This is a genomic window from Bacillus sp. NP157, from assembly GCA_018889975.1.
Classification (GTDB): domain Bacteria; phylum Pseudomonadota; class Gammaproteobacteria; order Xanthomonadales; family Rhodanobacteraceae; genus Luteibacter.
This window is the reverse complement of sequence record CP076546.1, coordinates 3,018,266-3,043,598: the sequence shown is the minus strand read 5'-3', so window position 1 is coordinate 3,043,598 and position 25,333 is coordinate 3,018,266. Positions and strand designations below refer to the sequence as shown.

Sequence of the window (25,333 nt, the reverse complement as noted above, 5' to 3'; positions counted from 1 at the left end):
AAAAAGGATGCAGTACTCGACGATAGTGCGCGCCGCGTTCGCGTGCGCGGCATTGGCGCTGGCCGGTTGCGCCGCGCAGCCAGCGAAGCCGAAGGACACGCAGGCCGATCCGGACCTGGTGGAAGTGCTCAAGGGCGTCAAGATGATCGAAGCCGGCCAGATCCAGGCGGCGATCGACGGCCCGTTGACCGACGTGGTCAGTCGCTATGAAACCAAGTACGGGCACAGCGACAAGCGCATGTATTCCGCGCGAGGCTTCACGCAGACGCTCATCTACCTGGGCGGCGCGGCGAAAGACATCGGGGACGGTACCGACAAACGCAGCGCCGTCGCGCTCGGCCCGGCATGGGGCATGGCGTACTGGGCACGCGGTTACGCGTACGCCGAGATGGCCCGGTACCCGGAAGCGGAGGCCGAACTGAAAAAAGCGCTGGCGCTCTCGCCGAACGACGCTCAGTTCCAGGGCGAACTGGCGTACGTCTACCAGACCGAGCACCGCACCCAGGAATCGCTGGCGCTCTACACGTCCATGGTCGACAACGTGCCACTGATGGACGACTGGCCGGACGCGATGAAAAACGAATTCACCTGCAAGGCCTGGCGTGGCCAGGGCTACGACCTGGCGGAGCTGGGCCGCTTCGACGATGCCGAGAAAGCCTACCGCGAGTGCCTGAAGGTCATCCCCAACGAACCGAAGTCAGAAGCGGAGCTCGGCTGGATCGCCACCCAGAAGGCCAGGCCTGGGCACAAACCCTGACCTAACCCCCAGCCACCCGCCCCACGGCCGCCAGCAGCGACTTCCGGTCATACGGCTTGGCCAGGTATTCCATCCGCGAGGACAGCCAGTCGTGCTGCTCGCGGACTTCCCCCGAGGTGACCAGCACGCGCATGTCCGAATGCCGCGTGGCCAGTTCCTGTCCCGATACCGAGCCCGGCATGCGCACGTCGGTGAAAAGCACGTCGGCCTTGCCCGTTTCCAGCCAGCGTTCGGCGGCATCGCCGTTGGCCGCGGTATGCACGACGTGGCCTTCGCCCTCGAGGATCATGGCGGAGATTTCGCGGATGGTGTCGTCGTCCTCGACAAGGAGGACAACCAGGGGTTCAGTCGGCATGGGAGCGCTTTTGGTCAATGATCGATGAGGCAGATAACGTGCGCTGCGTGAAAGGCGTGTCAACAGGAGCCATCCCGGTCGCGCTATTCCATTGCACGCGTGTGCGCCGCATCATAGTGCTTTACCAAGGGGGTTCCCAATGTCCGCACTCAGCCAGCGCACCATCGATTCCATCCGCAAGAACGAGCCGACCCTGCTGGCTGGCTGGTCGGCCAACCTCGAGTCGACCGGCGCGTCGCGCGATTCGCGCATCAGCGCGGCGGAGTTCGAGGCGCAGACGCGTGACTTCCTTCGCCTGCTGGTCGCCGGCTCGGCCACGGGCGACGCCGGCAGCATCGCCAGCAACGAATGGAGCGAGACCCGCGGCTTCCTCGAGAAGCTCTCGCGCTCCCGCGCGGTGCAGGGCTTCGATTCGGGCAGCACGGCGAACTTCATCTTCTCGCTGAAGCGCCCCATCTTCGACCTGCTCCAGAGCGAGTACGCGGACGATTCCGCTTCGCTTGCCTCGCAGACCTGGGCCGTATCCGAGCTGCTCGACGGACTGGGCCTGCATACGATCAAGACCTACCAGAAGTCCCGCGAGGAAGTGATCAACCGCCAGCAGGAAGAACTGCTTGAGTTGTCCACGCCGGTGGTGAAGCTGTGGGACGGCGTGCTCGCACTGCCGATGATCGGCACGCTGGATTCGCAGCGCACCCAGGTGGTCATGGAATCGCTGCTGCAACGGATCGTCGACACCGGTTCGGAGATCGCGATCATCGACATCACCGGCGTGCCTACGGTGGATACGCTGGTGGCGCAGCACCTGCTGAAGACGGTCACCGCGATCCGCCTGATGGGCGCCGATGCGATCATCAGCGGCGTGCGTCCGCAGATCGCGCAGACCATCGTGCACCTTGGCCTCGACCTGCAGGGCATCGTCACCAAGGCTAACCTTGCCGATGCGCTGTCGCTGGCGCTGAAGCGGACCGGCTTCCAGGTCACGAAGGCAGCCTGACCCATGGAGCGCATCCCGATCCTGCGCATGGGCGAGTTCCTCCTCGTCACCATCCAGGTCGACATGCATGACCAGCTTGCGCTGACCCTGCAGGACGACCTCTCCAACATGATCAGCAAGACCTCGGCGAAGGGCGTCCTCATCGACATTTCCGCCCTGGACATCGTCGACTCGTTCATCGGCCGGATGATCGGCACGATCTCCGGGCTGTCGAAGGTGATGGACGCCTCGACCGTGCTGGTCGGCATGCAGCCTGCCGTCGCGATCACCCTGGTCGAACTGGGACTCACACTGCCCGGCGTGCTCACCGCCCTGAACGTGGAGCGTGGCATGCACCTGCTGCGCGCACGCGTGCTTTCGTGATGACCGCGTCGCATGGCACGCATCCCGTACGCATCGAACAGGACGTCGTGCTCGCGCGCCAGCTGGTGCGCAAACTCGCGGTCGAAGCCGGCCTGCGCCTGGTCGACCAGACCAAGCTGATCACCGCGGCCAGTGAGCTCGCCCGCAACACCGTGATCTACGGTGGCGGCGGCGACATGGACTGGCAGCTGTTGGAAGAGGGCACCCGCAAGGGCCTGCGCCTGGTTTTCCGCGACGAAGGGCCCGGCATTGCCGACATGAAGCTGGCCATGACCGATGGCTGGACCTCGGGCAACGGCCTTGGACTGGGCCTGACCGGTGCGCGCCGCCTGGTCGACGAATTCTCTCTGGAGAGTGCCCCCGGCACGGGAACGCGCGTGACGATCTGCAAATGGACGTGACCCATCCCGGCCAGCAGACGCTCGTCGTGGCGATCGAAGATGCAAGCCAGGTCGGCCAGGCGCGTCGCGAGGCAAGCCAGGCGGCCGTGGTGGCCGGTTTCGACGAGACCGACGCGGCACGCGTCGCCCTCGTGACGACCGAGCTGGCCACCAACGTGTTCCGCCACGCCGGCCGTGGCGAGATCCACATCAACGTGGTGCCCGGCAATGGCGCGCGCGGCGTCGAGGTGATCGGCGTCGATCGTGGCCCCGGTTTCGACATGGCGCAGTGCATGCCCGACGGCTACTCCACGGCCGGCTCGCGCGGCGAAGGCCTCGGCGCCATCCAGCGCCAGGCCGACGTCCTCGACCTGCACGCCGACCATCGGGGTGCCGTGGTGCTCGCGCGCATGTATCCGCGTGGATTCGCCAGGGCCGACATCCGCTTCGGCGCAAGCCAGCAGCGGCTGCACGACGAAACCGTCTGTGGCGACGGCTGGGCCATGGCTTTGCGCGACGATCGCATCAGCGTGCTCCTGGTCGATGGCCTTGGCCACGGCTTCGCCGCCAATGATGCGGCGCAGGCGTGCGTCGCGGCGTGGTGTGCCGATCCGTACGCCGAGTCCATCGGGCTGATGGCCAGCCTCAACGATGCGATGACCGGCACCCGCGGCGGCGCGGTCGCCCTCGCCAGCTTCGATCGCCCCGGCGGTGCACTTCGCTACGTGGGGATCGGCAACATCTCCGGCTCGCTGCAAACTGCCGAGCAGTCGCGTGGCCTGGCTTCCCATCCCGGCATCGTGGGCGCGAAAGCGCGCGCGGCGCAGGCGTTCGATTTCCCGGATTCCACCGGTAAGCTGCTGGTGATGTTTTCCGATGGCCTGCAGTCGCGCTGGAACCTGCGCGACTATCCGGGCTTGCTGTTCCGCCATCCCTCCGTGATTACCTCGGTGCTGCATCGCGACTTCTGCCGAGGCCGTGACGATGTCACCGTTTTCGCCATCCGACTGGAGGCCAGCCATGACCGACGCTGACACCGATCGCCTGCAGGCGGAGAACGCGGCACTGCGCGCCGAACTGGACGAGACCAACCAGGGCGTGCTGGCGCTGTACTCGGAACTGGACAACCAGGCCGACCAGCTGCGCCAGGCGAGTGAGCTGAAGAGCCGCTTCCTCAGCTACATGAGCCACGAATTCCGCACGCCGCTGGGTTCCATCCTCAGCATCGCGCGGCTGTTGACCGACGAGCTCGATGGCCCGCTCAACGACGAACAGCGCAAGCAGGTGGGCTTCGTCAGCGGTGCGGCGCGCGAGCTCAGCGACATGGTCGACGACCTGCTCGACCTCGCAAAGATCGAGGCCGGCCGGATCACCATCTCGCCTGCCTGGTTCGAGCTGATGGACCTGTTCGCCGCCTTGCGCGGCATGTTCCGTCCGATCGTCGACGGCACCGACGCGGACCTCATCTTCGAGGATCCGCAGGGCATGCCGCGGCTGTACACCGATGACAAGAAGCTCGCCCAGATCCTGCGTAACTTCATCTCCAACGCGCTGAAGTTCACCCCGCGTGGCGAAGTGCGGGTGTCTGCCACGCTCGAAGGCAACGACCACGTCCGCTTCTCGGTGCGCGATACCGGCATCGGCATCCCCGATGACCTGCAGCCCTTGCTGTTCGAAGACTTCACCCAGGTCGATTCGCCGTTGCAAAAGCGCCTGCGTGGCACCGGCCTTGGCCTGTCGATCTGCCGCAAGTTCGCCCACCTGCTGGGTGGCGAGGTCGGCCTTTCCAGCACCGTCGGTGAGGGCTCGGTGTTCCACGTCCTGCTGCCGCTGGAACTGGCCATGGAGGCTGCCGATGGCGACGCCTGACACGATCCTCGTCGTCGACGACAATGTCCCCACGCGCTATGCGCTGCGCCGCACCCTGGAGCGTGGCGGTTACACCGTGCTGGAAGCCGGCACCGGCACCGACGGCCTGGCCATGCTCGGCGCGAACGATATCGATGCGATCGTGCTCGACGTGAACCTGCCGGACATGAGCGGCTTCGACATCGTCCGCGACCTGCGCGCGAACCCGGACACCCAGTTGCTTCCGGTGGTGCACGTCTCCGCAGCCTCGATCGACACGGCGGACCTGATCGCCGGCCTCGACAACGGCGCCGACGGTTACCTGCCGCATCCGGTCGATCCGGGCGTGCTGCTGGCGACCATCCGCACCCTGTTGCGCGTGCGCGATACCGAGCGGGCGCTGCGCGAATCCGAGGCACGGGTGCGCGAGATCTTCACCACCATCGGTGCGCCGATGGCCGTGGTCGATGGCAGCCTCAACGTCATCGAGAGCAACGACGCCTTCGCCCGCTTGCTCGAGCGCTCCGGCGGCGACCTCGAAGCCTGTTTCGAACCCGACCAGAACGACCTGCTCGATGCGATGCGCGCCGCCCTCGATGGCATGCGCCGCTGGCGCGGCGTGCTCTGCATGCATTCGCGCGATGGCATCCGCGAGACCGAATGGCGGGTCACGCCCTATCGTGACCACGCCGGCATGGTTTCGGTCGAAGACGTGACCGACCAGCGCCGCCGCGAACGCGAGCAGCTGGAACAGATCGACTCGGCGACCTCCCAGCTGGCCGTGGAGATCGCCGTCCGCGAGCGCACCGAATCGCAGCTCGTGCAGGCGCAGAAGATGGATGCGCTGGGCAAGCTCACCGGTGGCATCGCTCACGACTTCAACAACCTGCTGACCAGCATCATCACCGGCATCGACCTGATCAACCGCCAGGTGGAAGCCGGGCGGCCCGCCGGCGTGCAGCGCTTCGCCGACGCCGCGCTGGGTTCTGCCCGTCGCGCCGCCGCGCTCACGCATCGCCTGCTCGCCTTCGCTCGCCAGCAGCCACTCGATGCGAAGGCGACCGACGTGAACGAACGCGTCCTCTCCATGGAGGACATGCTGCGGCGCACGCTCGGGGAGAACGTCACGCTGCGTTCCGAGCTGGCCTATGGGCGGATGGTCGCCAGCGTCGACGGCAACCAGCTCGACAACGCCGTGCTCAACCTGGTGATCAATGCACGCGACGCCATGCCGTCGGGCGGCAATATTCGCCTCTCCACCCGGCTTGAAATCGCCGGCCCGGATACCGACCTGCAGCCGGGTACCTACGTCGTCCTTACCGTGTCCGATACGGGCACCGGCATCGATCCGGAGCTGCTGGAGAAGGTTTTCGAGCCATTCTTCACCACCAAGCCGATCGGCAAGGGCACCGGCCTTGGGTTGTCGATGATCTACGGCTTCGCCCGGCAGTCGGGCGGCCGCGCGGTGATCGAGAGCCAGGTGGGCCGGGGCACCGATGTGTCGCTCTGGCTGCCGGCCGACGAGGGCGAGATCGAGCCCGTACGGCCACGCCACACCGAGGTGGAGGGCGGCCGGGGCGAAACCATCCTGCTGGTCGAAGACACCGATTCGCTGCGCGAACTGGCCTGCGCGGCGCTGGAAGGCGCGGGCTACCACTGTATTTCCACCGGCAACATCGACCAGGCCCTGCGCTACCTGCGTGGGGACGAGGGCATCGACCTGCTGCTCACCGATGTGGGCATGCCCGACATGGACGGCCGCGACCTGGCCGGCACCGCACGCGCGTGGCGGCCCACCTTGCCCGTGCTGTTCATGACCGGCTACGCCGAGAACGCACTGGAGCCAGGGCGCTTCCTCGGCGCGGGCATGGAGATGCTGCTGAAGCCGTTCGAGGTCGACACCCTGCTGCTGCGGGTGCGCGGGATGCTCGCCTGACCGAGGGGTGGGGCCGCCGGGGCTCCACCGAAATTGCCGATATCCCAAGGCCCTGCAAGGCCTTATGATGCGTCCACAGCGACGACAGGCGTTTGCAGGGGACGGCAATGTCGGAAGGGACCAGGGGCGGTGTGCTCGGCGATCATCGATTCGTCGCCGAGATGGACGCCCTCCAGAGATTCGGGCGACTCGAAAAAGATGCGCAGCTCGGTGACGCGCAGGCGCAGTTTCGCGTCGGCGTCATGTATTTCACCGGCGACCACGTGGCGGAAGACCCGGCACGTTCGGCGCACTGGCTACGCCGTGCCGCCGACCAGGGCCACCTCGATGGCCAGTTCCGCCTCGGCACGCAGTACGCCGAAGGCCGCGGCGTGGCACGCGACAGCGTCGAAGCCGCCGCCTGGTACCGGCGTGCCGCCGAGGCCGGGCATGCCGAAGCGCAGTGCTCGCTGGGCACCCTCTATGCGCGTGGCCATGGGGTCACCGCCGACCGCCGCGAAGCGCTGCACTGGTGGGGCCTCGCCGCCGACCAGGGCCACGCCCAGGCCTGCGTGAACCTGGGTGTCTCGCATTATTTCGGGCGCGGCGTGCCGCGTGACGCCGAGCTCGCCTTCGCCTTCTACATGAAGGCGGTCGAGCGCGGCGAACCGGCCAGCCGCGGCTACGCCGATGCCCTGTGCAGCATCGCGCACATGTATTGCGACGGCGTGGGCGTGGCCCGCGACCCGGTCATGGGTGCACGGCATTACCGTCGCGCCGCCGAACTGGGCAACAGCATCGCCCAATTCGCGCTGGGCAAGATGTACCTGGAGGCCAGCGGCCTCCCCGGCGACATCGAGCAGGCTCGCCACTGGTTCGGCCAGGCGGCGGCACAGGGCGACAGTGAGGCAAAGCAGCGCCTGGCGGAGCTGGACGCCGAAGAAGCCCTGCCCGAGGCCACGCCGCGACAGGTCGCGACCGGCCCGCAGGACGCCGCCGGGCAGTACCAGCTGGGCATGCGCCTGGCGACCGGCGATGGCATCGCGCGTAACGACCCCGACGCGGTCCGCTGGCTGGCGCTGGCCGCCGAGCGTGGCCATGCCAACGCCCAGCACGCGCTGGCCCGGATGATCGACGGTGGCCGCGGTGTGCCGCGCAATGTCGAGGAAGTGCTGCGGCTGCTGCGCCTATCGGCCAACCAGGGCGTGCCGGAGGCGCAGTACGACCTCGGCCGCATGCACGAGCGTGGCGACGGGGTGCCGGCCAACACGGCCTTCGCCCGGGCCTGGTTCCGCAAGGCCGCCTCGCGCGGCCACCTGCAGGCCCTGCGCAAGCTGGACCGGCCGCGCTGGTGGAAGTTCTGGTGAGCCGGTCGACTCGCAGGATCCTGCGAGCATGACTTCCGGCGCTATCTAACCACCCCATCGGCGGCGGACCATCGCTGGGTCCACCACCAGGGGTTCCCCATGCGTAAAACACTCGTCAGCGCGATCGCCTTCGCGCTTTCCGGCCTCTCCACCGTGGCCGTCGCCGCGCCGGCCACCGCCGATGCCCAGCTCGCCACCACCCAGCTGCCGCGCAGCGTCCGCCCGTCGCATTACGACGTGGTCGTCGTACCGCACGCCGACAAGCTGGCGTTCGATGGCAAGGTCGGCATCGACATCGACGTGCTCGAGCCCACCGCGACGATCACCCTCAACGCCATCGACATGACGTTCGCCAACGTCGTCCTCGCCCCGGTGAAGGGCAAGGCCAGGTTCGCCGCGCCGAAGGTCTCCGTCGATGCGGCGAACCAGACCGCCACGTTCACCTTCGACCACGCCGTGCCCGCCGGCGCCTACCGCCTGTCGATGGACTACACCGGCAAGATCGGCACCCAGGCCAACGGCCTGTTCGCGATCGACTACGACACCAAGGCCGACGGCAAGAAGCGCGCGCTGTACACGCAGTTCGAGAACTCCGATGCCCGCCGCTTCATCCCTTCGTGGGACGAGCCGGCTTACAAGGCCACCTTTACCCTCAGCGCCACCGTGCCCACGAAGGACATGGCGGTGAGCAACATGCCAGCCGCCTCGAAGAAAGACGTCGGAAACGGCATGACCACCTGGACCTTCGGCCAGTCGCCGAAGATGTCGACCTACCTGGTGTTCTTCGGTACCGGTGAATTCGATCGCATCACCACCAAGAGCGAAGGCGTCGAAATCGGCGTCATCACCCAGAAGGGCCTGACCTCGCAGGCACAGTTCACGCTGGACTCCGGCAAGGCGGTGCTGCAGGAATACAACAGCTATTTCGGCGTGCCGTACCCGCTGCCGAAGCTCGACAACATCGCTTCGCCGGGCCAGAGCCAGTTCTTCTCGGCGATGGAAAACTGGGGTGCGATCTACACGTTCGAATACGCGCTGCTGCTCGATCCGAGCATTTCCACCCAGGGCGACAAGCAGGAAGTGTTCAACACCGCGGCGCATGAAATGGCGCACCAGTGGTTCGGCGACCTCGTGACCATGCGCTGGTGGGACGACCTGTGGCTCAACGAAGGCTTTGCCTCGTGGCTGGCCTCGCGCACCACCGAGCGCCTGCACCCGGAATGGCACACCAACCTCGACGCCGTCGGCACCCGCGAAGGCGCGATGAGCCGCGACGCCGTGGCCACGACGCATCCGGTGGTGCAGCACGTGGAAACGGTGGAGCAGGCCAGCCAGGCCTTCGACGCCATCACCTATGCCAAGGGCGAGTCGGTGATCCGCATGCTCGAGGCCTACGTGGGCCCGGATGCATGGCGCAAGGGCGTGCAGGCCTACATCAAGGCGCATGCCTATTCGAACACGGTGTCCGACGACCTGTGGAAAGAGATCGACGCGGCGGCGGGCAAGCCGGTGTCGCAGATCGCCCATGACTTCACCCTCCAGCCGGGCATCCCGCTGGTGAAGGTGGAATCGGTCACCTGCGCGAACGGCTCCACCACCGTGAAGCTGTCGCAGGGTGAGTTCACCCGTGACCGCCCGGACAAGAAGGCCCTGGCCTGGCACGTGCCGGTGATCGCGAAGACCGTCGGCGGCGCGCCGTCGACCACGCTGCTCGAGAACGGCAGCGGTTCGATCACCGTCGCCGGCTGTGGCCCGGTCGTGGTCAATGCCGGCCAGACCGGTTACTTCCGCACGCTGTATGCGCCGGCCCAGGCCAAGGCCGTGCAGGGTGCCTTCGCGAAGCTCGACCCGATCGACCAGCTCGGCGTGATGGCCGATACCTGGGCGCTGGGCATGGTCGGCCAGCAGCCGACCTCGGACGTGCTCGACCTGATAAAGGCCGCGCAGGTCGACGCCACGCCGCAGCTGTGGGACGACATCGCCAGCGACCTGTCCAGCCTGGACAGCTACTACGACGGCGACGCGAAGCGCCAGGCGGCGTTCCGCAAGTACGCCATCGCACGCCTGTCGCCGAAGATGGACCAGCTGGGCTGGGAAGCGAAGCAGGGCGAAGAAGCCCCTGTCGCGATCCTGCGCTCGCACCTGATCGGCACGCTGGGCACGCTCGGCGATGCGAAGGTGGTGGCCGAGGCCCGCAAGCGCTACGCCAGCAACGCCATGCCGACCGAACTGCGCAAGGTCATCCTCGGCGTGGTCGCGACCAACGCGGATGCGGCCACGTGGGACAAGCTGCACGAGCAGGCGAAGGCGGAGAAGACCCCGCTGGTGAAGGACCGCTTGTACGCGCTGCTCGCCGCGGCGCGTGACGAAGCCCTCGCAAAGCGTGCGCTCGACCTCGCCCTTACCGACGAGCCGGGCGCGACCAACAGCGCGAGCATGATCCGCGGTGTCTCGTACCGCCATCCGGAGCTGGGCTTCGACTTCGCCGTCGCGCACATGGACAAGGTCAACACCTTCGTCGACTCCACCTCGGCGGCGCGCTACTACCCGGCCCTGGCCTCGAGCTCGCTGGACCTGAAGACGATCGACAAGGTCCAGGCGTTCGCGACGAAGAACATCGCCGAAGGCTCGCGCCGTGACGCGGACACCGTCGCCACCACCATCCGCTACCGCGTGATGGTGCGCGACCAGCGCCTCCCCGCCGTCGACGCCTGGCTGAAGAACAACAGCAAGTAATTGTAGGAGCGCGCCCGCGCGCGACTGCCCCATGGCGAGAGCGTGCCCCATGCACGCCCCCAGCCACACCGCAAAAAGCGCACCTTGCGCGCGATCGAGGTTACGGTAACCTCGGTCGCGCGCAAGTCCGCGTAGTCTGACCTTCGAACGACCGATGCCACAGCCTGCCTCCCTGGTCGCCGCCGCCCTCGCGTTGGCCACCGCCGCGATGCCCGCGGCCGCCAAAGACGCGCCCACCCACGCCTATACCGTCGTCCACCGCTACCCGCACGACCCGAAAGCCTTCACCGAAGGCCTCGTCTACGACAACGGGTTCCTCTACGAGAGCACCGGCGAGTACGAAGGTGCCGGCGTGCGCAAGGTGCGCCTGGAAACCGGCGAAGTGGTGCAGCAACGCGACGTACCCCAGGGCTTCTTCGGCGAAGGCATCATCTTCAGCGGGCCCTACCTGCTCCAGCTCACCTGGCAGCAAGGCGTCGGCTTCCTCTACGACCGCAACACCTTCGAGCTGAAAGCAGGTATCCGCTACAGCGGCGAAGGCTGGGCACTGACCCGCGACGACACCCACCTGTACATGAGCGACGGCACCCCGGTGATCCGCGTGCTCGACCCCGACACGTTCCGGCAGACCGGCAGCATCAGCGTCACCGCCGGCGGCGTGCCGCTGCAGAAGATCAACGAGCTGGAATGGGTCAAGGGCGTGATCTACGCCAACGTGTGGCAGACCAACCGCATCGCGCAGATCGATCCGAAGAGCGGCCACGTCATCGGCTGGCTCGACCTCACGGCGCTTGCGAAGGAACAGCCCAACCAGGCGGACATCGACGCCGTGCTCAACGGCATCGCCTACGACGCGAAGGGCGATCGGCTCTTCGTCACCGGCAAACGCTGGAAAACCCTCTACGAAATCCGCCTGCACCCGTAGGAGCGCGCCTGCGCGCGAAAAGCCAACGGAGCGAGGAAACGGTGCGGTCGATCGCGCGAGCTAAGAATGATGCGCCCAATCTTGCGAGCTAAGAATGATGCGCCCAATCTAGCGTGCGAGGAATCGGTGCACCCAATCGCGCGCAGGCGCGCTCCTACACCACTGCGGTGCAGGCGGCCTGGAGGGCGTCGCGGAAGCAGCCTTCCTGGGTCAGTCGCGCGGCGAGCGTTCCCTTGAATGCATCGCCGTGGCCGCACATCGGCACGCGATAGACGTCGGCGTGGTCGCCGTGGCGATCGCTGCCGTGCGAGACCAGGCAGCTCTTGTCCAGCGACACCACCACCGTGCCCGCGCACAGGCGGCGGGCGAGGGCGTTGATCGTGGTGTCGTCCATCGCGGTGACCGCGCTGGCGGTGATCTCGATCGACAGGAAGCGCGCACAGCAGCGGGCGAACTCGTGCAGGCTGAGCAACAACACGTCGGTGCTGGCGAACTCGCGCACGGACAGGCCCGGCGGTAGCGGACCCGGATCGAGGATGCGCAGGAGGCGATGCGCGCCGGCGAGGTCCAGCGTCGCAGCGATGGTGTCGATGTTGGCTTCGGTCGACGCCAGCAGCACCGACGCGCCTTCGAACAGATCGGTCTGCGCGGCGACGAAGGCCATGTCCAGCCGGTCGTTGGCGCCGGAAGACAACGCGGAGAGGGTCTGCCCGGCCGGGTCCACGATCAGCGCGGTGCGCCCCGTGCGGACCCCGGTGGTGACCTGCCAGCGGGCGTCGACCAGCGGCGGCAGTCCCGAGGGGTCGATGACGTCGTCGCCGATCGCGGCGATCAGGCCCGTGCCGACGCCGGCATGCGATGCGGCGACGGCCTGGTGGAACGCCTTGCCGCCCGGCCGGCGCTCGAAGGCGTCGGCGTAGGACGGCTCGCCGGTGCGCGGAAGGCGCGGCGTCTGCCAGCGCTCTTCCTCGCTATACCCGCCCACCACCAGCAGGCGGATATCGGCCATCGATCAGAATCGCTCGAGCACGCCGGCGATGGTCGCCGTCATGAAGGTCGCGATGGAACCGCCGAGCACCGCACGCAGGCCCAGGCGGGCGAGGTCGGCACGACGGTTCGGGGCGAGGCCACCGATGCCGCCGATCTGGATGGCGATGGACGAGAAGTTGGCGAAGCCGCACAGCGCGTAGGTCGCGATCAGGCGGCTTTCCGGCAACAGGTCGGGCAGGTGTTTGGCGAGGTCGGCGTAGGCGACGAACTCGTTGATGACGACCTTTTCGCCGATGAAGCTGCCGACCAGGCTGGCGTCGTGCCAGGGCACGCCGATCAGCCAGGCGACCGGGGCCAGCACCCAGCCGAAGATGGTTTCAAGGCTGAACACCACCGGATGGCCGGCGTTAGCGGTCAGCCACGCATTGATGCTGTGGTCGCCGCCGATCGTACCGACCCACTGCACCGGGCCGTTCACCAGCGCGATCAGGGCGATGAAGGCGAGCAGCATGGCACCGACGTTCAGCGCCAGCTTGAGGCCGTCGCCGGCGCCCGTGGCGGCCGCGTCGATCACGTTGGCCGTGGTCTTCTCGACTTCGATCTTCACGGTTCCGCGGGTCAGCGGTTCCTGTGTTTCGGGGACCAGGATCTTGGCCAGCACCATCGTCGCCGGGGCGGCCATGACGCTGGCGGTGAGCAGGTGCTTTGCGTAGAACAGGCGCGAGGCCGGGTCGTCGCCGCCGAGCATCGCCACGTAGGCGGCCATCACCGAGCCGGCGATGTGGGCCATGCCGCCGATCATGACGGTCATCAGCTCGGCCTGGGTCATCCGTTCGATGTACGGCTTGATCGTCAGCGGCGCTTCGGTCTGGCCGATGAACACGCTGGCGCAGACGCTGGTGGTTTCCGCACCGGACACGCGCATCACCTTGGTGATCACCCAGGCCATGCCCTTGACGATCTGCTGCATGACGCCGATGTGGTACAGCACGCCGGTGAGGGCGGCGAAGAAGATGATGGTCGGCAGCACCTTCACGGCGAAGATCACGCCGAACTTATCGGTGTCCAGCAGCGAGCCGAAGATGAAGCGCGAGCCCACTTCCACGTAGTCGAGCAGGTGCACGAAGCCGGTCGCGATGGCGTCGAAGACGTCGCGGCCCAGCGGCACCTTCAGCACGATGGCGGCGAAGACGATCTGCAGGCTGATGCCGGTGGCGACCAGCTTCCAGTCCACCGACCGCTTGTTATTGGAGAAGCAGAAAGCGATACCGACGAGCACCGCCAAACCGAACAGGCCAAACAGAACGTGGCCGAGCATACCCAGCATCGTGACTTACCCCATGGGAGGCCGGGGGTAGCCCCGTGACCGCTTTAAAAAACGCGAGGTTACGGGAGGTGGCCGTGGGGGGCAAGGCGCGGTGCGAAAAAAGCGTGAAAGAGGGGGTGCGGGTGGGAAGTGGGGGCGCCGGGATGGGGCGTCGAGGCCGCCAGGAACGGCGTGGTCGCTATACTCCCGCCATGGCTTCGACCTTCCTTACCCTTGCGATCGTCCAGCTCGTGGCCCTGGTCACGCCTGGCCCGGATTTCTTCTTCGTCAGCCAGCTGGCCGCCAGCCGCTCGCGCCGCGAGGCCATCGCCGGGGTGGTCGGCATCGCCATGGGCGTGGCGGTCTGGGCGGCGCTGGCCCTGCTTGGCCTGCAGCTACTGTTGCACCGCCTGGCCTGGCTGGAGCGTGGCATCGCCATCGCCGGCGGCGCCTACCTCTGCTGGATGGGCATCCAGATGCTGCGGGCTTCGTGGAAGGCGCGGCCGGATGCCGCGGTGCCGACTGTCGACGTACGTGGCTCCAGTCCCGGCCGGGCCCTGCTGCGCGGCCTGTTGACCAACCTGGCCAACCCGAAGGCGGCGATCTACTTCGCGTCGATCTTCTCGGCCTTCGTCGGCGAGGGCATCCAGGCCGGCGCCCGCTGGGGCCTGTGGGCCATGGTCACCGCCGAGACCTTCCTCTGGTTCGGGGTGGTCGCGGCGATCTTCGCCCTCCCGGCCATGCGCCGCGGCTACGTCCGCGCCAGCCGCTGGATCGACGGCGGCGCCGGGGCGATCTTCACCCTGTTCGGCCTGCACCTGATCCTCGCGCGCCGGGCGATCTAGTACCGATCGAGGTTCTTGCTGACCTGGGCCAGGCTCTCGGCCAGCACCAGCAGGTGCGGCGCACCCACGCCTTCCAGCGCGTTGCGTGCCACGTCGGCGATCAGCGCGCGCACGCGCTCGGCCATGCGCTTGCCCGCCGGGGTCAGGCCGATGTCGACCAGGCGGCGATCCGCGTCGTTGCGCGTGCGCTTCATCAGGCCACGTTCGATCCCGGCATCGACGGCATGGGTCACCGTGCTTGCATTCACCCCGCAGGCGGCGGCCAGTTCGGTCGAGATCATGCTGCCGCGGGTGGCGAGCAACAGCAACATGTCGCCCTGCAGCGCCGTGATCCCGAACTCGCGCTGCGCACGACGACCCACCGCATCACGCAACCGCGAGCCCGCGAGCATCAGGTCCCTTCCAAGGTGCAAGGTCGCGGCGGGTGTGGAGGTATCGCCGCTCATGGGCTTGCGGTTTCCGTGCTCATGGATGTTCCTGCCTGGCTCTCGCGCCCCGGAAGGGGATAACGGTGGATGGTATACACACCATCATACGCAACCTGCGGCCGAACGTAATTGATTAAAACGCGTGTCCTTGGTGGATCCTCGCGAGCCTTGGTGCTGTTTATTCCGCCGATCGACGCCATGCACCCGGCGGCATGCCGACCAGCCGGGTGAACACGCGGGTGAAGTGGCTCTGCTCGGCAAAGCCGCAGGCAAGGGCGATGTCGGCAAGGGCGAGCGGCGTGGTGCGAAGCAGTTCGCGGGCACGCTCGATGCGCCGGTCAAGCAGCCATCGATGCGGTGGCTTGCCGAGGGTGCGCCGGAAGGCGCGCGAGAAATGATTGACCGACAGGCCGCATGCGTCGGCGACATCCGAAACGGGAAACGACTGGTCCAGGCGCTGCTCCATGAAGGCCAGCGCGCGGCGCTCCTGCCAGTGCGCCAGTCCACCGCGCACGGTCGCACCGTCATCGCGCGACGGCGCGGGAACCACCGAGCGCAGCGCCATGGCGACGTGGGCAAGCAAGGCGGCGTTGGGCGACTCGGAGCGCAGCGTGTCGAACAGCACCTCGGCGAGGCTGCGCACGGCGGGGGCGTGCACCGCTTCGGCTCCGACCGGATGACGGCGGAACAGGATAGCGTTGGCGCCCTGGTCGCAGCGGTTACCCGTGCGATAGACCAGCAGCAGGTCGTCGTCCGCACCGGCATCGGCGCCCAGCACGATCTCGGTCAGCGCGGAGCGGTCTCGCAGGGCCTGGATGTGGGTCCCTTCCGCGGGCCGGTCGAGGGCGGCAGAACGCAGCGCGAGGTCGATGACCAGCGTCGGCGTGCGTGGAAAGCTGACGGGACAGGTGATCTCGGCGCGGTACATGGCCGATCCCCACGGTATCGTAATAGGATCGAAGCATTGCGCACGCAAGGATCGATGCCTACCCCCAAAAGGGGTATGCGCGGCGTGGAATCTGCAATCCCTTGCAGGGAGGGGTCAGACGCCGTCGACTTCCTTGCGCTGCAGGATGTAGCCAAGGCCGCCCTCGCGGAACCATCGATAGCCGTAAGGCTCGAGCATGATCCGGTGCACGCCGTCCTTGCCTGGCTCGCTGTGGTCGCCGGAAAGCACGTTGGTCAGCGCTGCTGGCAGCCGGAAGGCCACCTCCACCGGCGCATCGGCCAGGTTGTGCAGGAACACCACGGCGTTGCCGCGCCATGTGTAGCGCATCATCAGCACCGCGTTGTCATCCAGCGGCAATACCTCGAAGTCGCCCCATGACACTTCGAGGATCTCCTTGCGCGCGCGGATGACCCGTTCCATCCAGTTCATCAGTGACCCCGGGTCACGTCGCTGGGCCGCCACGTTGACATGCGGATAGCCGAACGGCCCGTCGCTGATGATCGGTGCGACGGGCCGCTTCGCATCGGTGAAGCCGGCGAACGGCTCGGCGGACCACTGCATCGGCGTGCGCGCGCACTCGCGCTCGGGCAGGGCGAGGTCATCGCCCATGCCGATCTCGTCGCCGTAGCGCAGCACCGGCGTGCCGGGCAGGGTCAGCATGAGGCTGTACGCCAGCTCCAGCCGGCGACGATCGTTGCGCAGCATCGGCGCCAGGCGCCGGCGAATGCCCCGGTCGTACAACTGCATGTCCTTGTCCGGCCCGAATTCGGCAAACACGCGTTCGCGCTGGCGCGCCGTCAGCCGCCCGAGGTCGAGCTCGTCGTGGTTGCGCAGGAACAGCGCCCACTGTCCCGTCGCAGGTCGCGGCCGTGTCTTCTCCAGGGCACCCGCCAGCGGACGGACATCGCCGGAGGCCAGCGCGTAGAACAGATTTTGGTTCACCTGGAAGTTGAACATCATCTGCAGGCGATCGCCGTCGTCGCCGAAGTAGGCCAGGTCATCCTTCGGCAACACGTTGGCCTCGGCGAGGATGATCGCGTCGCCCTTGCGCCACTGCAGCAACTCGCGGAACGAGCGCAGCATGTCGAACTGTTCCTTCGGCCGGCGTACGTCCGCGCCCTTGGTCGCGATGACGAACGGCACCGCGTCCATGCGAAAGCCGGAGACACCCAACTGCGTCCAGAAGCCCATGATCTTCAGGATCTCGGCCTGCACATACGGGTTCGAGGTATCCAGGTCCGGCTGGAAGTCGAAGAAGCGATGGAAGTACCACGCCTTCGCGCGCTTCTCGTACGTCCAGGTGCTCTTCTGCACGCCCGGGAAGACCATGCCTTCGTCGGCGTTTGCCGGCTTCGTCTTCGACCATACGTACCAGTCGCGATAGCGCGACGTTGGGTCACTGCAGGCCTCGCGGAACCAGGGGTGCTGGTCCGAGGTGTGGTTCACCACCAGGTCGATCAACACCCGCATCCCGCGTTGCTGTGCAGCGTGGGTAAATTCGACGAAGTCACCCAGCGTGCCGAAGCGCGGATCGACGTTGTAGTAATCGGCGATGTCGTAGCCCCCATCCCGACCCGGCGAGGTCTGGAACGGCATCAGCCATACCGCCGTCACCCCCAGCCCATGCAGGTAATCCAGCCTTCGCCCCAACCCCTGGAAGTCCCCGACGCCATCGCCGTTGGAATCCTGGAAAGTCGCGACCGACAGACAGTAGATGACGGCGTTCTTGTACCAGAGGTCGTTGATCATTGGGAGGGGGCTGGGAGATGGGAGGTGGGAGGTGGGTGGCGGCCTGGGGCAGTTTCGTTTGCGCGGAGCTTGCGATGGCCCCGGTGAAGCTGCGGTATGCGTCCGCTTCACCGGGCATCGCTTACTTCTCGCTGCAATCGTGCGCCGGCGCGCCACGCCACCGTCATGCATCCCGCCCCCACCTCCCACCTCCCACCTCCCGCCTCCCGCCTCCCACGAAAGGTCCTGCCATGCCTCAACGCACCTGGTGGCGCAACGGCGTCATCTACCAGATCTATCCGCGGTCGTTTGCCGATGCCAATGGCGATGGCATCGGGGACCTGGAAGGTATCCGCGGGAAGTTGCCGTACCTCGCGGGCCTGGGGGTGGATGCGCTTTGGATCTCGCCGATCTACCCGTCGCCGATGGCGGATTTCGGTTATGACGTGAGTGACTACCGTGGTGTCGATCCACTGTTCGGCGACATCGAATCAATGGATGGACTGCTCGCCGACGCGCATGCGCTAGGCCTGAAGGTCATCCTCGACTTCGTGCCGAACCACAGCTCGGACGAACATCCCTGGTTCCGCGAGAGCCGGCGTTCGCGCGACAGCGCGTTCCGTGACTGGTACATCTGGCGGGATCCCGCGCCTGGCGGTGGCGTGCCGAACAACTGGCTGTCGAATTTCGGCGGCAGTGCGTGGGCCTTCGACGAGCCCACCGGCCAGTACTACCTGCACCTGTTCCTAGACAAGCAGCCGGACCTCAACTGGCGTAATCCGGTGCTGCGCGAGGCGATGTACGACGCCATGCGTTTCTGGCTACGGCGAGGCGTCGACGGATTCCGCGTAGACGTGCTCTATCACCTGATGAAAGATGCGGCGTTCCGCGACAACCCGCTGGATCCGGCGTTTCGCGCAGGCATCGACGCCGATGCGAACCGCTTCCTGCCGCTTTACACCGCCGATCTTCCCGAAGTGCAGGGCATCGTGGCGGCGATGCGCGCGGTGGTCGATGAATTCCCCGATCGCGTGCTGATCGGCGAGCTGTATCTTCCGCTGGAACGCATCGTGGCGTACTACGGCAAGGACCTGGAGGGCGCGAACCTTCCGTTCAATTTCCTGTTGATCGGCGCGCCGTGGGATGCGCGCTTCATCGGCGGCCTGGTCGAACGTTACGAGGCCGCGCTGCCGAAGGGCGGCTGGCCGAACTGGGTACTCGGCAACCACGACAAGCCACGCATCGCCTCGCGCGTGGGCGACGCCCAGGCACGCCTTGCCGCCGTGCTCCTGCTGACGCTCCGCGGTACGCCCACGCTGTACTACGGCGACGAAATCGGTATGCACGACGCGACGATCCCGCCCGCGGCGGTGCGCGACCCGTTCGAACACAACGAGCCCGGCAAGGGGCTGGGGCGTGATCCACAGCGCACGCCAATGCGCTGGTTCGCACGCGAAGGCGCGGGTTTCACGCGAGGCGTGCCGTGGTTACCGCTGGGCGCCGACGTCGCGACCATCAACGTGGCGAGCGAAGACGACGATCCCGCTTCGCTGCTCGCCCTGTATCGCCAGCTGCTGCGCCTGCGTCGCGAACACGACGCGCTGAACCAGGGCGCGATCACGGTGCTGGGCTGCAACGACGCCGTGCTGGTCTATGCGCGCGAAAACGAAGGCGATGGCGAACGGTTCGTCGTGGCGCTGAACTTCACGGCGCAGGACGCGCCGTCGCCTGTGGCCCTGGATGGCACGCTGGTCCTCTCGACGCATGGCGACGAGGGCGGCCCCGGGTTGCGCGCCAACGAAGCGCGGATCGTCAGAGCGCCCAGCGCAGGACAGCGACCAGCGTGACCACGACGATGACGCCGATCACGATGTGCCGGGTATAAGCACCGCCCGACACGCCGCCGTCGTAGCTGGCGTCGTTGTAGTCGTGCGAGGCATCGCGCGGATGGCGGACGAAGGGCAGGCGGAAGCGGCGGGGCTTGCGGGGCATGGGGTCCATGGTCGGTCAGCAGGTGTGTGCCACGGGTGTAGGCCGGTCAGGACGCGACCCGCGAAGTGTTCTTCAGCTCTTCCAGGATCTCCGGGCCGCGCACGTCGAGATGGTCGGGATTATCGACGTAGAAGCGTACGAAGGGCTTGTCCGAATCCCTGGGCATCCATGGCCGGGCCCAGACGAACAGCACGCAATAGCCATCGTGCTCGGCGATCAGCTTGTCCAGCCGCGCGCGTAGCAGCTTGCGTACCGGATAGGCGTCGATGTCCTTCGCCGTGAGCGTGATCGTCGGCTTCAGCAACTCGTCGCCATGCCGAAAGGGGCGGGTGAAACGCAGGTAATAGCCACCTTCCTTCGTGGCGCGCAGCGACGCCGTGCCCCACCAGACCGCGCGCGTCTGCAGGTGGTCGGCGACCTTCTGCCGATAGACATTGCGGAACAGCGCTTCATAAGTGGTCGTCTCGCCGCCGATGGTGACCGCGGCTTCGGCAAGGTCGTGGTCGCGACGGTGCTCGAGGAATTTTTGCACCAGCGACGAGAGGCGGTAGTAGTGGCTCGCGCGCGGTGCCGGCGCGGTCGCACCAGCGCCTTGCGCCGCCGGTGCGCGCGGACGCGCCGCGACCGTGGTATCGGCGCGAGGCTCGCGGCGAAAGTGGTTGGCCGGGCGCTCCGCGTCGAACACGTCGGCGGTTTCTTTCGGCTTCGCCTCCCCGCGGCCGTTCACCACCTCGCACGTGGCAGCGTGGTCTTCCCGCCGATGCGAGCGGAAATAGGGTCGGATCAGCAGGTTCTGTTCGGGCTTGCGCAGGCACGCGCAGGTGATCGGAGCGTGGCAGCCCTCGCCAACGCAGGTGAACCGCGGTGCATCGCCGAGCAACTCGGCCCAGTACAGCTCGTAGGCGCGCTCGGCGCTAAGGCGTTCGTCGCGCTCGGCGAACAGGGCTTCTTCGATGGTCACGGGGGAGCGGCCAGGCAGGTCGATGCCCGCAGGTTATCGCGTTACCGGCTAGAACGCCCCAAACCCGTGCGAGGGCTCCAGCCCCAGGTCCAGCCGCACGCCACGAAGGAACTCCAGTACTTCGGCGTGGCGGCCCATCGCCACCAGTGTTTCAGCGGTGAAACGGCCGAGCAGGGCGATCGGCTCCTCGCGATACCACGCGATGCGCGCGGCCTCGTCCGGCTCGATGCGCGATGCCTCGCGCAGCACCTGCCATGCGTGGGCCTTGCTCGGTGGCGTCGGAGCGGCGGAACGGATATCGACAATCGGCGCGTACGACATACCCATAACCTCGATGCGTTGGATCCCAGTGCGCTGGCATCCACACGTGACCTGCACGGCAAACTGCCTAATTTCCCTGTCCTGATCCTTTCAGCGAGGAGCGATTCCATGGCGAAAGTACTTGTGCTGTATTACTCGGCCTACGGGCACATCGAGAAGATGGCCGAAGCCGTCGCCGCTGGCGCACGCGACGCAGGTGCCAGCGTAGACATCAAGCGTGTCCCTGAGCTTGTGCCGGAAGACACGGCACGCGCGTCTCATTTCAAGCTGGAACAGGCGGCACCGATTGCGCGTCCGGAAGAGCTCGAAGCCTACGACGCGATCATCGTCGGCACCGGAACCCGCTTTGGCCGCATGAGCTCCCAGATGGCCAACTTCCTCGACCAGACCGGCCCGTTGTGGGCACGCGGTGCGCTCAACGGCAAGGTCGGCGCCGCCTTCGCCTCCACGGCCACCCAACACGGCGGACAGGAAACCACGCTGTTCTCCATCATCACCAACCTGATGCACCTCGGCCTCATCCCGGTCGGCCTGCCTTACAGCTTCCAGGGCCAGATGACCCTGAAGGAAATCTCCGGCGGCAGCCCCTACGGTGCCACCACCATCGCCGCCGGCGACGGCTCGCGCCAACCCACGGAAAACGAACTGGCCGGCGCCCGTTTCCAGGGCAAGCTCGTGGCCGAAGTAGCCACGAAACTGTTCGGCTAGCGCTTCACGCCTCCTGCCACTGCGACCGCCGCCAATGGCTCGGGCTCTGCCCGACCAGGCGGCGGAACAGATTGCACAGGTGGGCCTGGTCGGAGAGGCCGCAGGCGAGCGCGATCTGGCTGAGCGGCTCACGGGTCTGCAGCATCAGCTGCTGGGCGCGTTCGACCCGCTTGCGCATGATGAAGGCGTGCGGCGGCTCGCCGAAGGTGTCCTTGAACGCCCGGCAGAAATAGCTGCTCGACAGGCCGGCCAGGGTCGACAGGTGGTCGATGGTGATCGGCAGGCCGAGGTTCTCGTCGACATGGGCCGCCACCCGGCGGGCCTGCCACGGGGCGAGGCCGGCACCGACCCGGCGCCGCGGGGCGAGCGGCTCGTCCATCACGGGGGCATCGGCATGCTCGAGCAAGGCGGCGACCCGGGCCACGCAGGCGCGGGTCGTGGCAAGGTCGGTCTGCACCGCGGTCAAGGCCTGTTCCAGCAGGCGGGCGACCGTCGGCTCGTTGTCGGCCGAGGTCGCGGCGAAGGGCGCCAGCACATGGACGGCATCGGCCGCAGGGGCCGGCGTGGCGTAGGCATTCGATTCGTAGCGCATGGTCTTGGCTCCACGGGGAGGGACAGGCATGGGCACTGCCGCCCACCCTTGCAGCCTATGCGCGAGCCGGGGGTGGACTGAATTCTACGAAGGGCCGTGGCGGCCCATACCTAAGGATGATTTGGACGGATGACACCTTTCTTGTAACGGTCGTGCCGTAACGGTCAAAAACCATCACCAGCGTGCAAGACTGCCAGGGTGAGTTTCGCCACGCTTCTGGCCGAATCTGTATAAGACCGCCCAAGAAAGAGTGACTGATGCCCCATCCCGGTGAACCGATCCACGCACCTGCCAGGTCCGTCATGGGGCCTCGCCGTGGGCGGTCGGGATGGCAGTGGGTGGCCGGGGCGATGCTCGCCCTGGCGGTCTTCATCGTCGATACCTTTACCCCCCTGCAGGGCGCCGTGGCGGTCGTCTATCTCGTCGTGGTCCTGCTGGTGGCCGCCACTTCCAGTCGCCTGGCCATCGTCGGTGCGGTGGTCGGGTGCAGCCTGTTGACCGTGGCCTCGTATGTGCGCGGGCATGGCTGGACCGGCGCGGACGCGGCGATGCTGCGCTGCGGGGTCAGCCTGTCGGCGATCGGCGTCACCGGGGTGCTGTCGCTTCGCGCGCGCGAGCGCATGGCCACCATCAGCCGCCAGGCCAGCCTGATCGACCTCACCCACGATTCGATCTATGTGCGCGACACCGATGACGTCATCGTGGAATGGAACAGTGGTGCGGAAGTGCTGTACGGCTGGACTGCGCGCCAGGCCATAGGCCGCCGGGCCAGCGAGCTGCTGGCCACGGCCTTCGCCGGCAGCCGCATCGACATGGACGCCCACCTGTTTTCCGAAGGACGTTGGGAAGGCGAGCTGATCCAGCAACACCGCGATGGCCGCATCGTGCTGGTCGAAGCGCGCTGCGCGTTGCTGCGCGACGCGGCGGGGCGTGCGCAGCAGATCCTCGAGGCAGGCACCGACATCACCGCCCGGCGCGCCGCCGATGCCGCCCTGGCCGAGAGCGAGCGCCGCTACCGTGCGATTTTCGAGAGCGCCAGGTTCTCGTTCTGGGAAGAGGACTACACCCTGGTGATGGAGCGCATCGCCGTTTTGCGCAGGCAGGGCGTCGTCGACCTCTCCGCCTACCTACAAGCAAACCCCGGCTTCGTGCGCGACGCCTGTGCCCTGACCATGGTGACCGACGTCAATGCCGCAACGGTACGCCTGCTCGGCGCCCAGCGCCGCGATGACCTGCTCGGGCCACTGGACCGTTTCCTGCCGGGAAGCGACCGCACGTTTGCCCAGACCCTGCTCTGCGTTTTCGAAGGCGCCGGCACGGCCGAGGGCGAGACCCACCTGGTCAACCTGAAAGGCGAGCGCCTGAACGTCCTGTTCGCCCTGAGCATGCCGTTGGGCACCTCGCGCTACGACCGTGTCTTGATCAGCGTGGTCGACATCACCGACCGCAAGCGCGCGGAGCACGCCCTGATGGCCGTGCAGGCCGAACTGGCGCAGGCGGCACGGGTTACCGCGCTGGGCGAGATGAGCGCGTCCATCGCCCACGAAGTGAACCAGCCGCTTGCCGCCATCGTCACCCACGGCGAGGCGGCCCTGCGCTGGCTGCGCCGCGACCAGCCCGACCTGGGCGAGGCCTGCGATGGCATCGAACGGGTGGTGCGTGACGCCCGGCGTGCGAGCGAAGTGGTCCACCGGGTCCGCAGCCTCGCCAGCAAGGAGCCGCGCCAGCACGTCCGTTTCGACCTGCGGGCGCTGGTCGACGAATGTGCGCTGCTGCTCGATGGCGAGCTGGTGCGCCACCGGGTGGGCCTCACGGTCGAGGTCGATCGCGCCGCGCCGCTGCCGCGCGGCGATCGCGTCCAGCTCCAGCAGGTGGTGATCAACCTCATGGGCAACGCGATCCGCGCCATGGGCAGCGTGCCCGGCCGGCGCGAGCTCACCGTGCGGGCCAGGGCCGACGCCGGCGAGGGTCTGCTGGTGGAGGTGGAAGACACCGGCACGGGCATCCCCGACGACATCGCCGCCAGCCTGTTCGATGCCTTCGTCACCAGCCGCGGTGGCGGCATGGGCATGGGGCTTGCCATCTGCCGCTCCACCGTGGAATCTCACGGTGGGCGCCTGTGGGCGACCAATCGCCCTGAGGGGGGAGCGACCTTCCATTTCACGCTGCCGGTCACGGTGGCCGAGGAGGCCCGCGCATGAACTGTCCGCAGCCCGCCGTGGCACAGGCGCCGATCGTCTGCGTCGTCGACGACGACGCGGCCGTGCGTGAAGCGCTGGGATCGTTGTTCCGCTCCGTCGGGCTGGCCGTCGCCACCTTCGGCAGCACCGCCGATTTCCTTGTCCGCGAAAACGCCGCCGCGCCGGGCTGCCTGGTGCTGGACGTGCGCCTTCCGGGGGTCAGCGGGCTGGACTTCCAGGCCCAGCTGGCCGCGATGGAAAACAGCCTGCCGATCGTCTTCATGACCGGCCACGGCGACATCCCCATGTCGGTGCGGGCGATGAAGGCCGGGGCGCTCGACTTCCTGGCCAAGCCATTCCGCGACCAGGACATGCTCGACGCCGTCGCCGCGGCGATCGAGCGCGATGCGGCGGGCCGTCGCGATGCCGACGCACTCTCGTCGGTGCGCACCGCCTATGCATCGCTGACCCCGCGCGAGCGCGAGGTGATGCGCCACGTGACTGCCGGGCTGATGAACAAACAGGTCGGTGCGCTGCTTGGCTTGTCGGAAATCACCGTGAAGATCCATCGCGGCAACGTGATGCGCAAGATGGGCGTGCGTTCGCTGGCCGACCTGGTCCGGCACGCCGAAGCGCTGGGCGACCGTGGCTGAACAAAAAGCGGCGCCACACACCTCCGTATGATTCCCA

The 25,333-nt window shown here is 67.2% G+C and carries 25 protein-coding genes; 15 read left to right on the top strand and 10 right to left on the bottom strand.

The window, feature by feature from the left end; genetic code table 11:
• Positions 1-7 precede the first annotated feature (7 nt).
• Positions 8-757: a tetratricopeptide repeat protein gene (locus KPL74_14035; protein ID QWT18861.1), complete on the top strand. Its 750-nt coding sequence runs from the start codon at positions 8-10 to the stop codon at positions 755-757.
• A 1-nt stretch (position 758) separates the two neighbouring features.
• Here KPL74_14035 and KPL74_14030 read toward each other — a convergent pair whose 3' ends face one another.
• Positions 759-1,112, bottom strand: a complete 354-nt coding sequence (locus KPL74_14030) for a response regulator (protein ID QWT18860.1) — start codon at positions 1,110-1,112, stop codon at positions 759-761.
• Between the two features lie 139 nt (positions 1,113-1,251).
• Between KPL74_14030 and KPL74_14025 the strand changes: the two genes are divergently transcribed.
• From KPL74_14025 to KPL74_13985, 9 genes are all read left to right on the top strand, one after another.
• Positions 1,252-2,109 (top strand): STAS domain-containing protein, encoded by an 858-nt coding sequence (locus KPL74_14025; protein ID QWT18859.1) that lies wholly within the window; start codon positions 1,252-1,254, stop codon positions 2,107-2,109.
• Positions 2,110-2,112: 3 nt separating this feature from the next.
• Positions 2,113-2,472 (top strand): STAS domain-containing protein, encoded by a 360-nt coding sequence (locus KPL74_14020; GenBank protein QWT18858.1) that lies wholly within the window; start codon positions 2,113-2,115, stop codon positions 2,470-2,472.
• Positions 2,472-2,873: an anti-sigma regulatory factor gene (locus KPL74_14015; protein QWT18857.1), complete on the top strand. Its 402-nt coding sequence runs from the start codon at positions 2,472-2,474 to the stop codon at positions 2,871-2,873. The genes KPL74_14020 and KPL74_14015 overlap by 1 nt, the downstream gene beginning before the upstream one ends.
• Positions 2,864-3,886 (top strand): ATP-binding protein, encoded by a 1,023-nt coding sequence (locus tag KPL74_14010; protein ID QWT18856.1) that lies wholly within the window; start codon positions 2,864-2,866, stop codon positions 3,884-3,886. The genes KPL74_14015 and KPL74_14010 overlap by 10 nt, the downstream gene beginning before the upstream one ends.
• Positions 3,873-4,721, top strand: coding sequence for a hypothetical protein (locus KPL74_14005; protein ID QWT18855.1), 849 nt, complete (start codon positions 3,873-3,875; stop codon positions 4,719-4,721). Before KPL74_14010 ends, KPL74_14005 begins: the two co-directional genes overlap by 14 nt.
• Positions 4,708-6,636: a response regulator gene (locus KPL74_14000; protein QWT18854.1), complete on the top strand. Its 1,929-nt coding sequence runs from the start codon at positions 4,708-4,710 to the stop codon at positions 6,634-6,636. The genes KPL74_14005 and KPL74_14000 overlap by 14 nt, the downstream gene beginning before the upstream one ends.
• 107 nt (positions 6,637-6,743) lie before the next feature.
• Positions 6,744-7,982, top strand: a complete 1,239-nt coding sequence (locus KPL74_13995; protein QWT18853.1) for a sel1 repeat family protein — start codon at positions 6,744-6,746, stop codon at positions 7,980-7,982.
• A gap of 99 nt (positions 7,983-8,081) precedes the next feature.
• A complete protein-coding gene (locus tag KPL74_13990) occupies positions 8,082-10,718 on the top strand; it encodes a M1 family metallopeptidase (protein ID QWT18852.1) in 2,637 nt (878 codons plus the stop codon).
• A 154-nt stretch (positions 10,719-10,872) separates the two neighbouring features.
• Entirely contained in the window at positions 10,873-11,643 is a 771-nt protein-coding gene (locus KPL74_13985; GenBank protein ID QWT18851.1) for a glutaminyl-peptide cyclotransferase, read from the top strand.
• 154 nt (positions 11,644-11,797) lie between these two features.
• On the opposite strand, the gene KPL74_13980 is transcribed toward KPL74_13985, so the two are convergent.
• Both KPL74_13980 and KPL74_13975 read right to left on the bottom strand, forming a co-directional pair.
• Positions 11,798-12,652 (bottom strand): hypothetical protein, encoded by an 855-nt coding sequence (locus tag KPL74_13980; protein ID QWT18850.1) that lies wholly within the window; start codon positions 12,650-12,652, stop codon positions 11,798-11,800.
• 3 nt (positions 12,653-12,655) lie between these two features.
• Positions 12,656-13,951: a NupC/NupG family nucleoside CNT transporter gene (locus KPL74_13975; GenBank protein QWT18849.1), complete on the bottom strand. Its 1,296-nt coding sequence runs from the start codon at positions 13,949-13,951 to the stop codon at positions 12,656-12,658.
• 200 nt (positions 13,952-14,151) lie between these two features.
• On the opposite strand from KPL74_13975, the gene KPL74_13970 reads away from it, so the two are divergent.
• The gene (locus KPL74_13970; protein ID QWT18848.1) at positions 14,152-14,784 is read left to right on the top strand and encodes a homoserine/threonine efflux transporter; all 633 of its coding nucleotides are present in this window, start codon (positions 14,152-14,154) and stop codon (positions 14,782-14,784) included.
• On the opposite strand, the gene KPL74_13965 is transcribed toward KPL74_13970, so the two are convergent.
• The 3 genes from KPL74_13965 to KPL74_13955 form a co-directional block, all read right to left on the bottom strand.
• Positions 14,781-15,230 (bottom strand): MarR family transcriptional regulator, encoded by a 450-nt coding sequence (locus KPL74_13965; protein ID QWT18847.1) that lies wholly within the window; start codon positions 15,228-15,230, stop codon positions 14,781-14,783. The genes KPL74_13970 and KPL74_13965 overlap by 4 nt on opposite strands.
• 160 nt (positions 15,231-15,390) lie before the next feature.
• Positions 15,391-16,140 (bottom strand): AraC family transcriptional regulator, encoded by a 750-nt coding sequence (locus KPL74_13960; protein ID QWT18846.1) that lies wholly within the window; start codon positions 16,138-16,140, stop codon positions 15,391-15,393.
• Between the two features lie 114 nt (positions 16,141-16,254).
• The gene (locus KPL74_13955) at positions 16,255-17,910 is read right to left on the bottom strand and encodes an alpha-amylase family protein (protein ID QWT18845.1); all 1,656 of its coding nucleotides are present in this window, start codon (positions 17,908-17,910) and stop codon (positions 16,255-16,257) included.
• Between the two features lie 230 nt (positions 17,911-18,140).
• On the opposite strand from KPL74_13955, the gene KPL74_13950 reads away from it, so the two are divergent.
• Complete coding sequence (locus KPL74_13950; GenBank protein QWT18844.1) at positions 18,141-19,736, top strand: DUF3459 domain-containing protein; 1,596 nt, start codon at positions 18,141-18,143, stop codon at positions 19,734-19,736.
• Here the strand turns inward: KPL74_13950 and KPL74_13945 are convergent.
• The 3 genes from KPL74_13945 to KPL74_13935 are packed head-to-tail and all read right to left on the bottom strand — an operon-like array spanning position 19,702 to position 21,163.
• Entirely contained in the window at positions 19,702-19,881 is a 180-nt protein-coding gene (locus KPL74_13945; GenBank protein ID QWT18843.1) for a hypothetical protein, read from the bottom strand. The two genes, KPL74_13950 and KPL74_13945, sit on opposite strands and share 35 nt — an antisense overlap.
• 46 nt (positions 19,882-19,927) lie before the next feature.
• Positions 19,928-20,842, bottom strand: a complete 915-nt coding sequence (locus tag KPL74_13940) for a hypothetical protein (protein ID QWT18842.1) — start codon at positions 20,840-20,842, stop codon at positions 19,928-19,930.
• 48 nt (positions 20,843-20,890) lie between these two features.
• Positions 20,891-21,163: a hypothetical protein gene (locus KPL74_13935; protein QWT18841.1), complete on the bottom strand. Its 273-nt coding sequence runs from the start codon at positions 21,161-21,163 to the stop codon at positions 20,891-20,893.
• 108 nt (positions 21,164-21,271) lie between these two features.
• On the opposite strand from KPL74_13935, the gene wrbA reads away from it, so the two are divergent.
• Complete coding sequence (gene wrbA / locus KPL74_13930; GenBank protein ID QWT18840.1) at positions 21,272-21,871, top strand: NAD(P)H:quinone oxidoreductase; 600 nt, start codon at positions 21,272-21,274, stop codon at positions 21,869-21,871.
• A 4-nt stretch (positions 21,872-21,875) separates the two neighbouring features.
• Here wrbA and KPL74_13925 read toward each other — a convergent pair whose 3' ends face one another.
• Entirely contained in the window at positions 21,876-22,463 is a 588-nt protein-coding gene (locus KPL74_13925) for an AraC family transcriptional regulator (protein ID QWT18839.1), read from the bottom strand.
• Positions 22,464-22,765: 302 nt separating this feature from the next.
• On the opposite strand from KPL74_13925, the gene KPL74_13920 reads away from it, so the two are divergent.
• Both KPL74_13920 and KPL74_13915 read left to right on the top strand, forming a co-directional pair.
• A complete protein-coding gene (locus KPL74_13920; protein ID QWT18838.1) occupies positions 22,766-24,664 on the top strand; it encodes a PAS domain S-box protein in 1,899 nt (632 codons plus the stop codon).
• Entirely contained in the window at positions 24,661-25,296 is a 636-nt protein-coding gene (locus KPL74_13915) for a response regulator transcription factor (GenBank protein ID QWT18837.1), read from the top strand. The genes KPL74_13920 and KPL74_13915 overlap by 4 nt, the downstream gene beginning before the upstream one ends.
• The last annotated feature ends 37 nt before the right edge of the window (positions 25,297-25,333 follow it).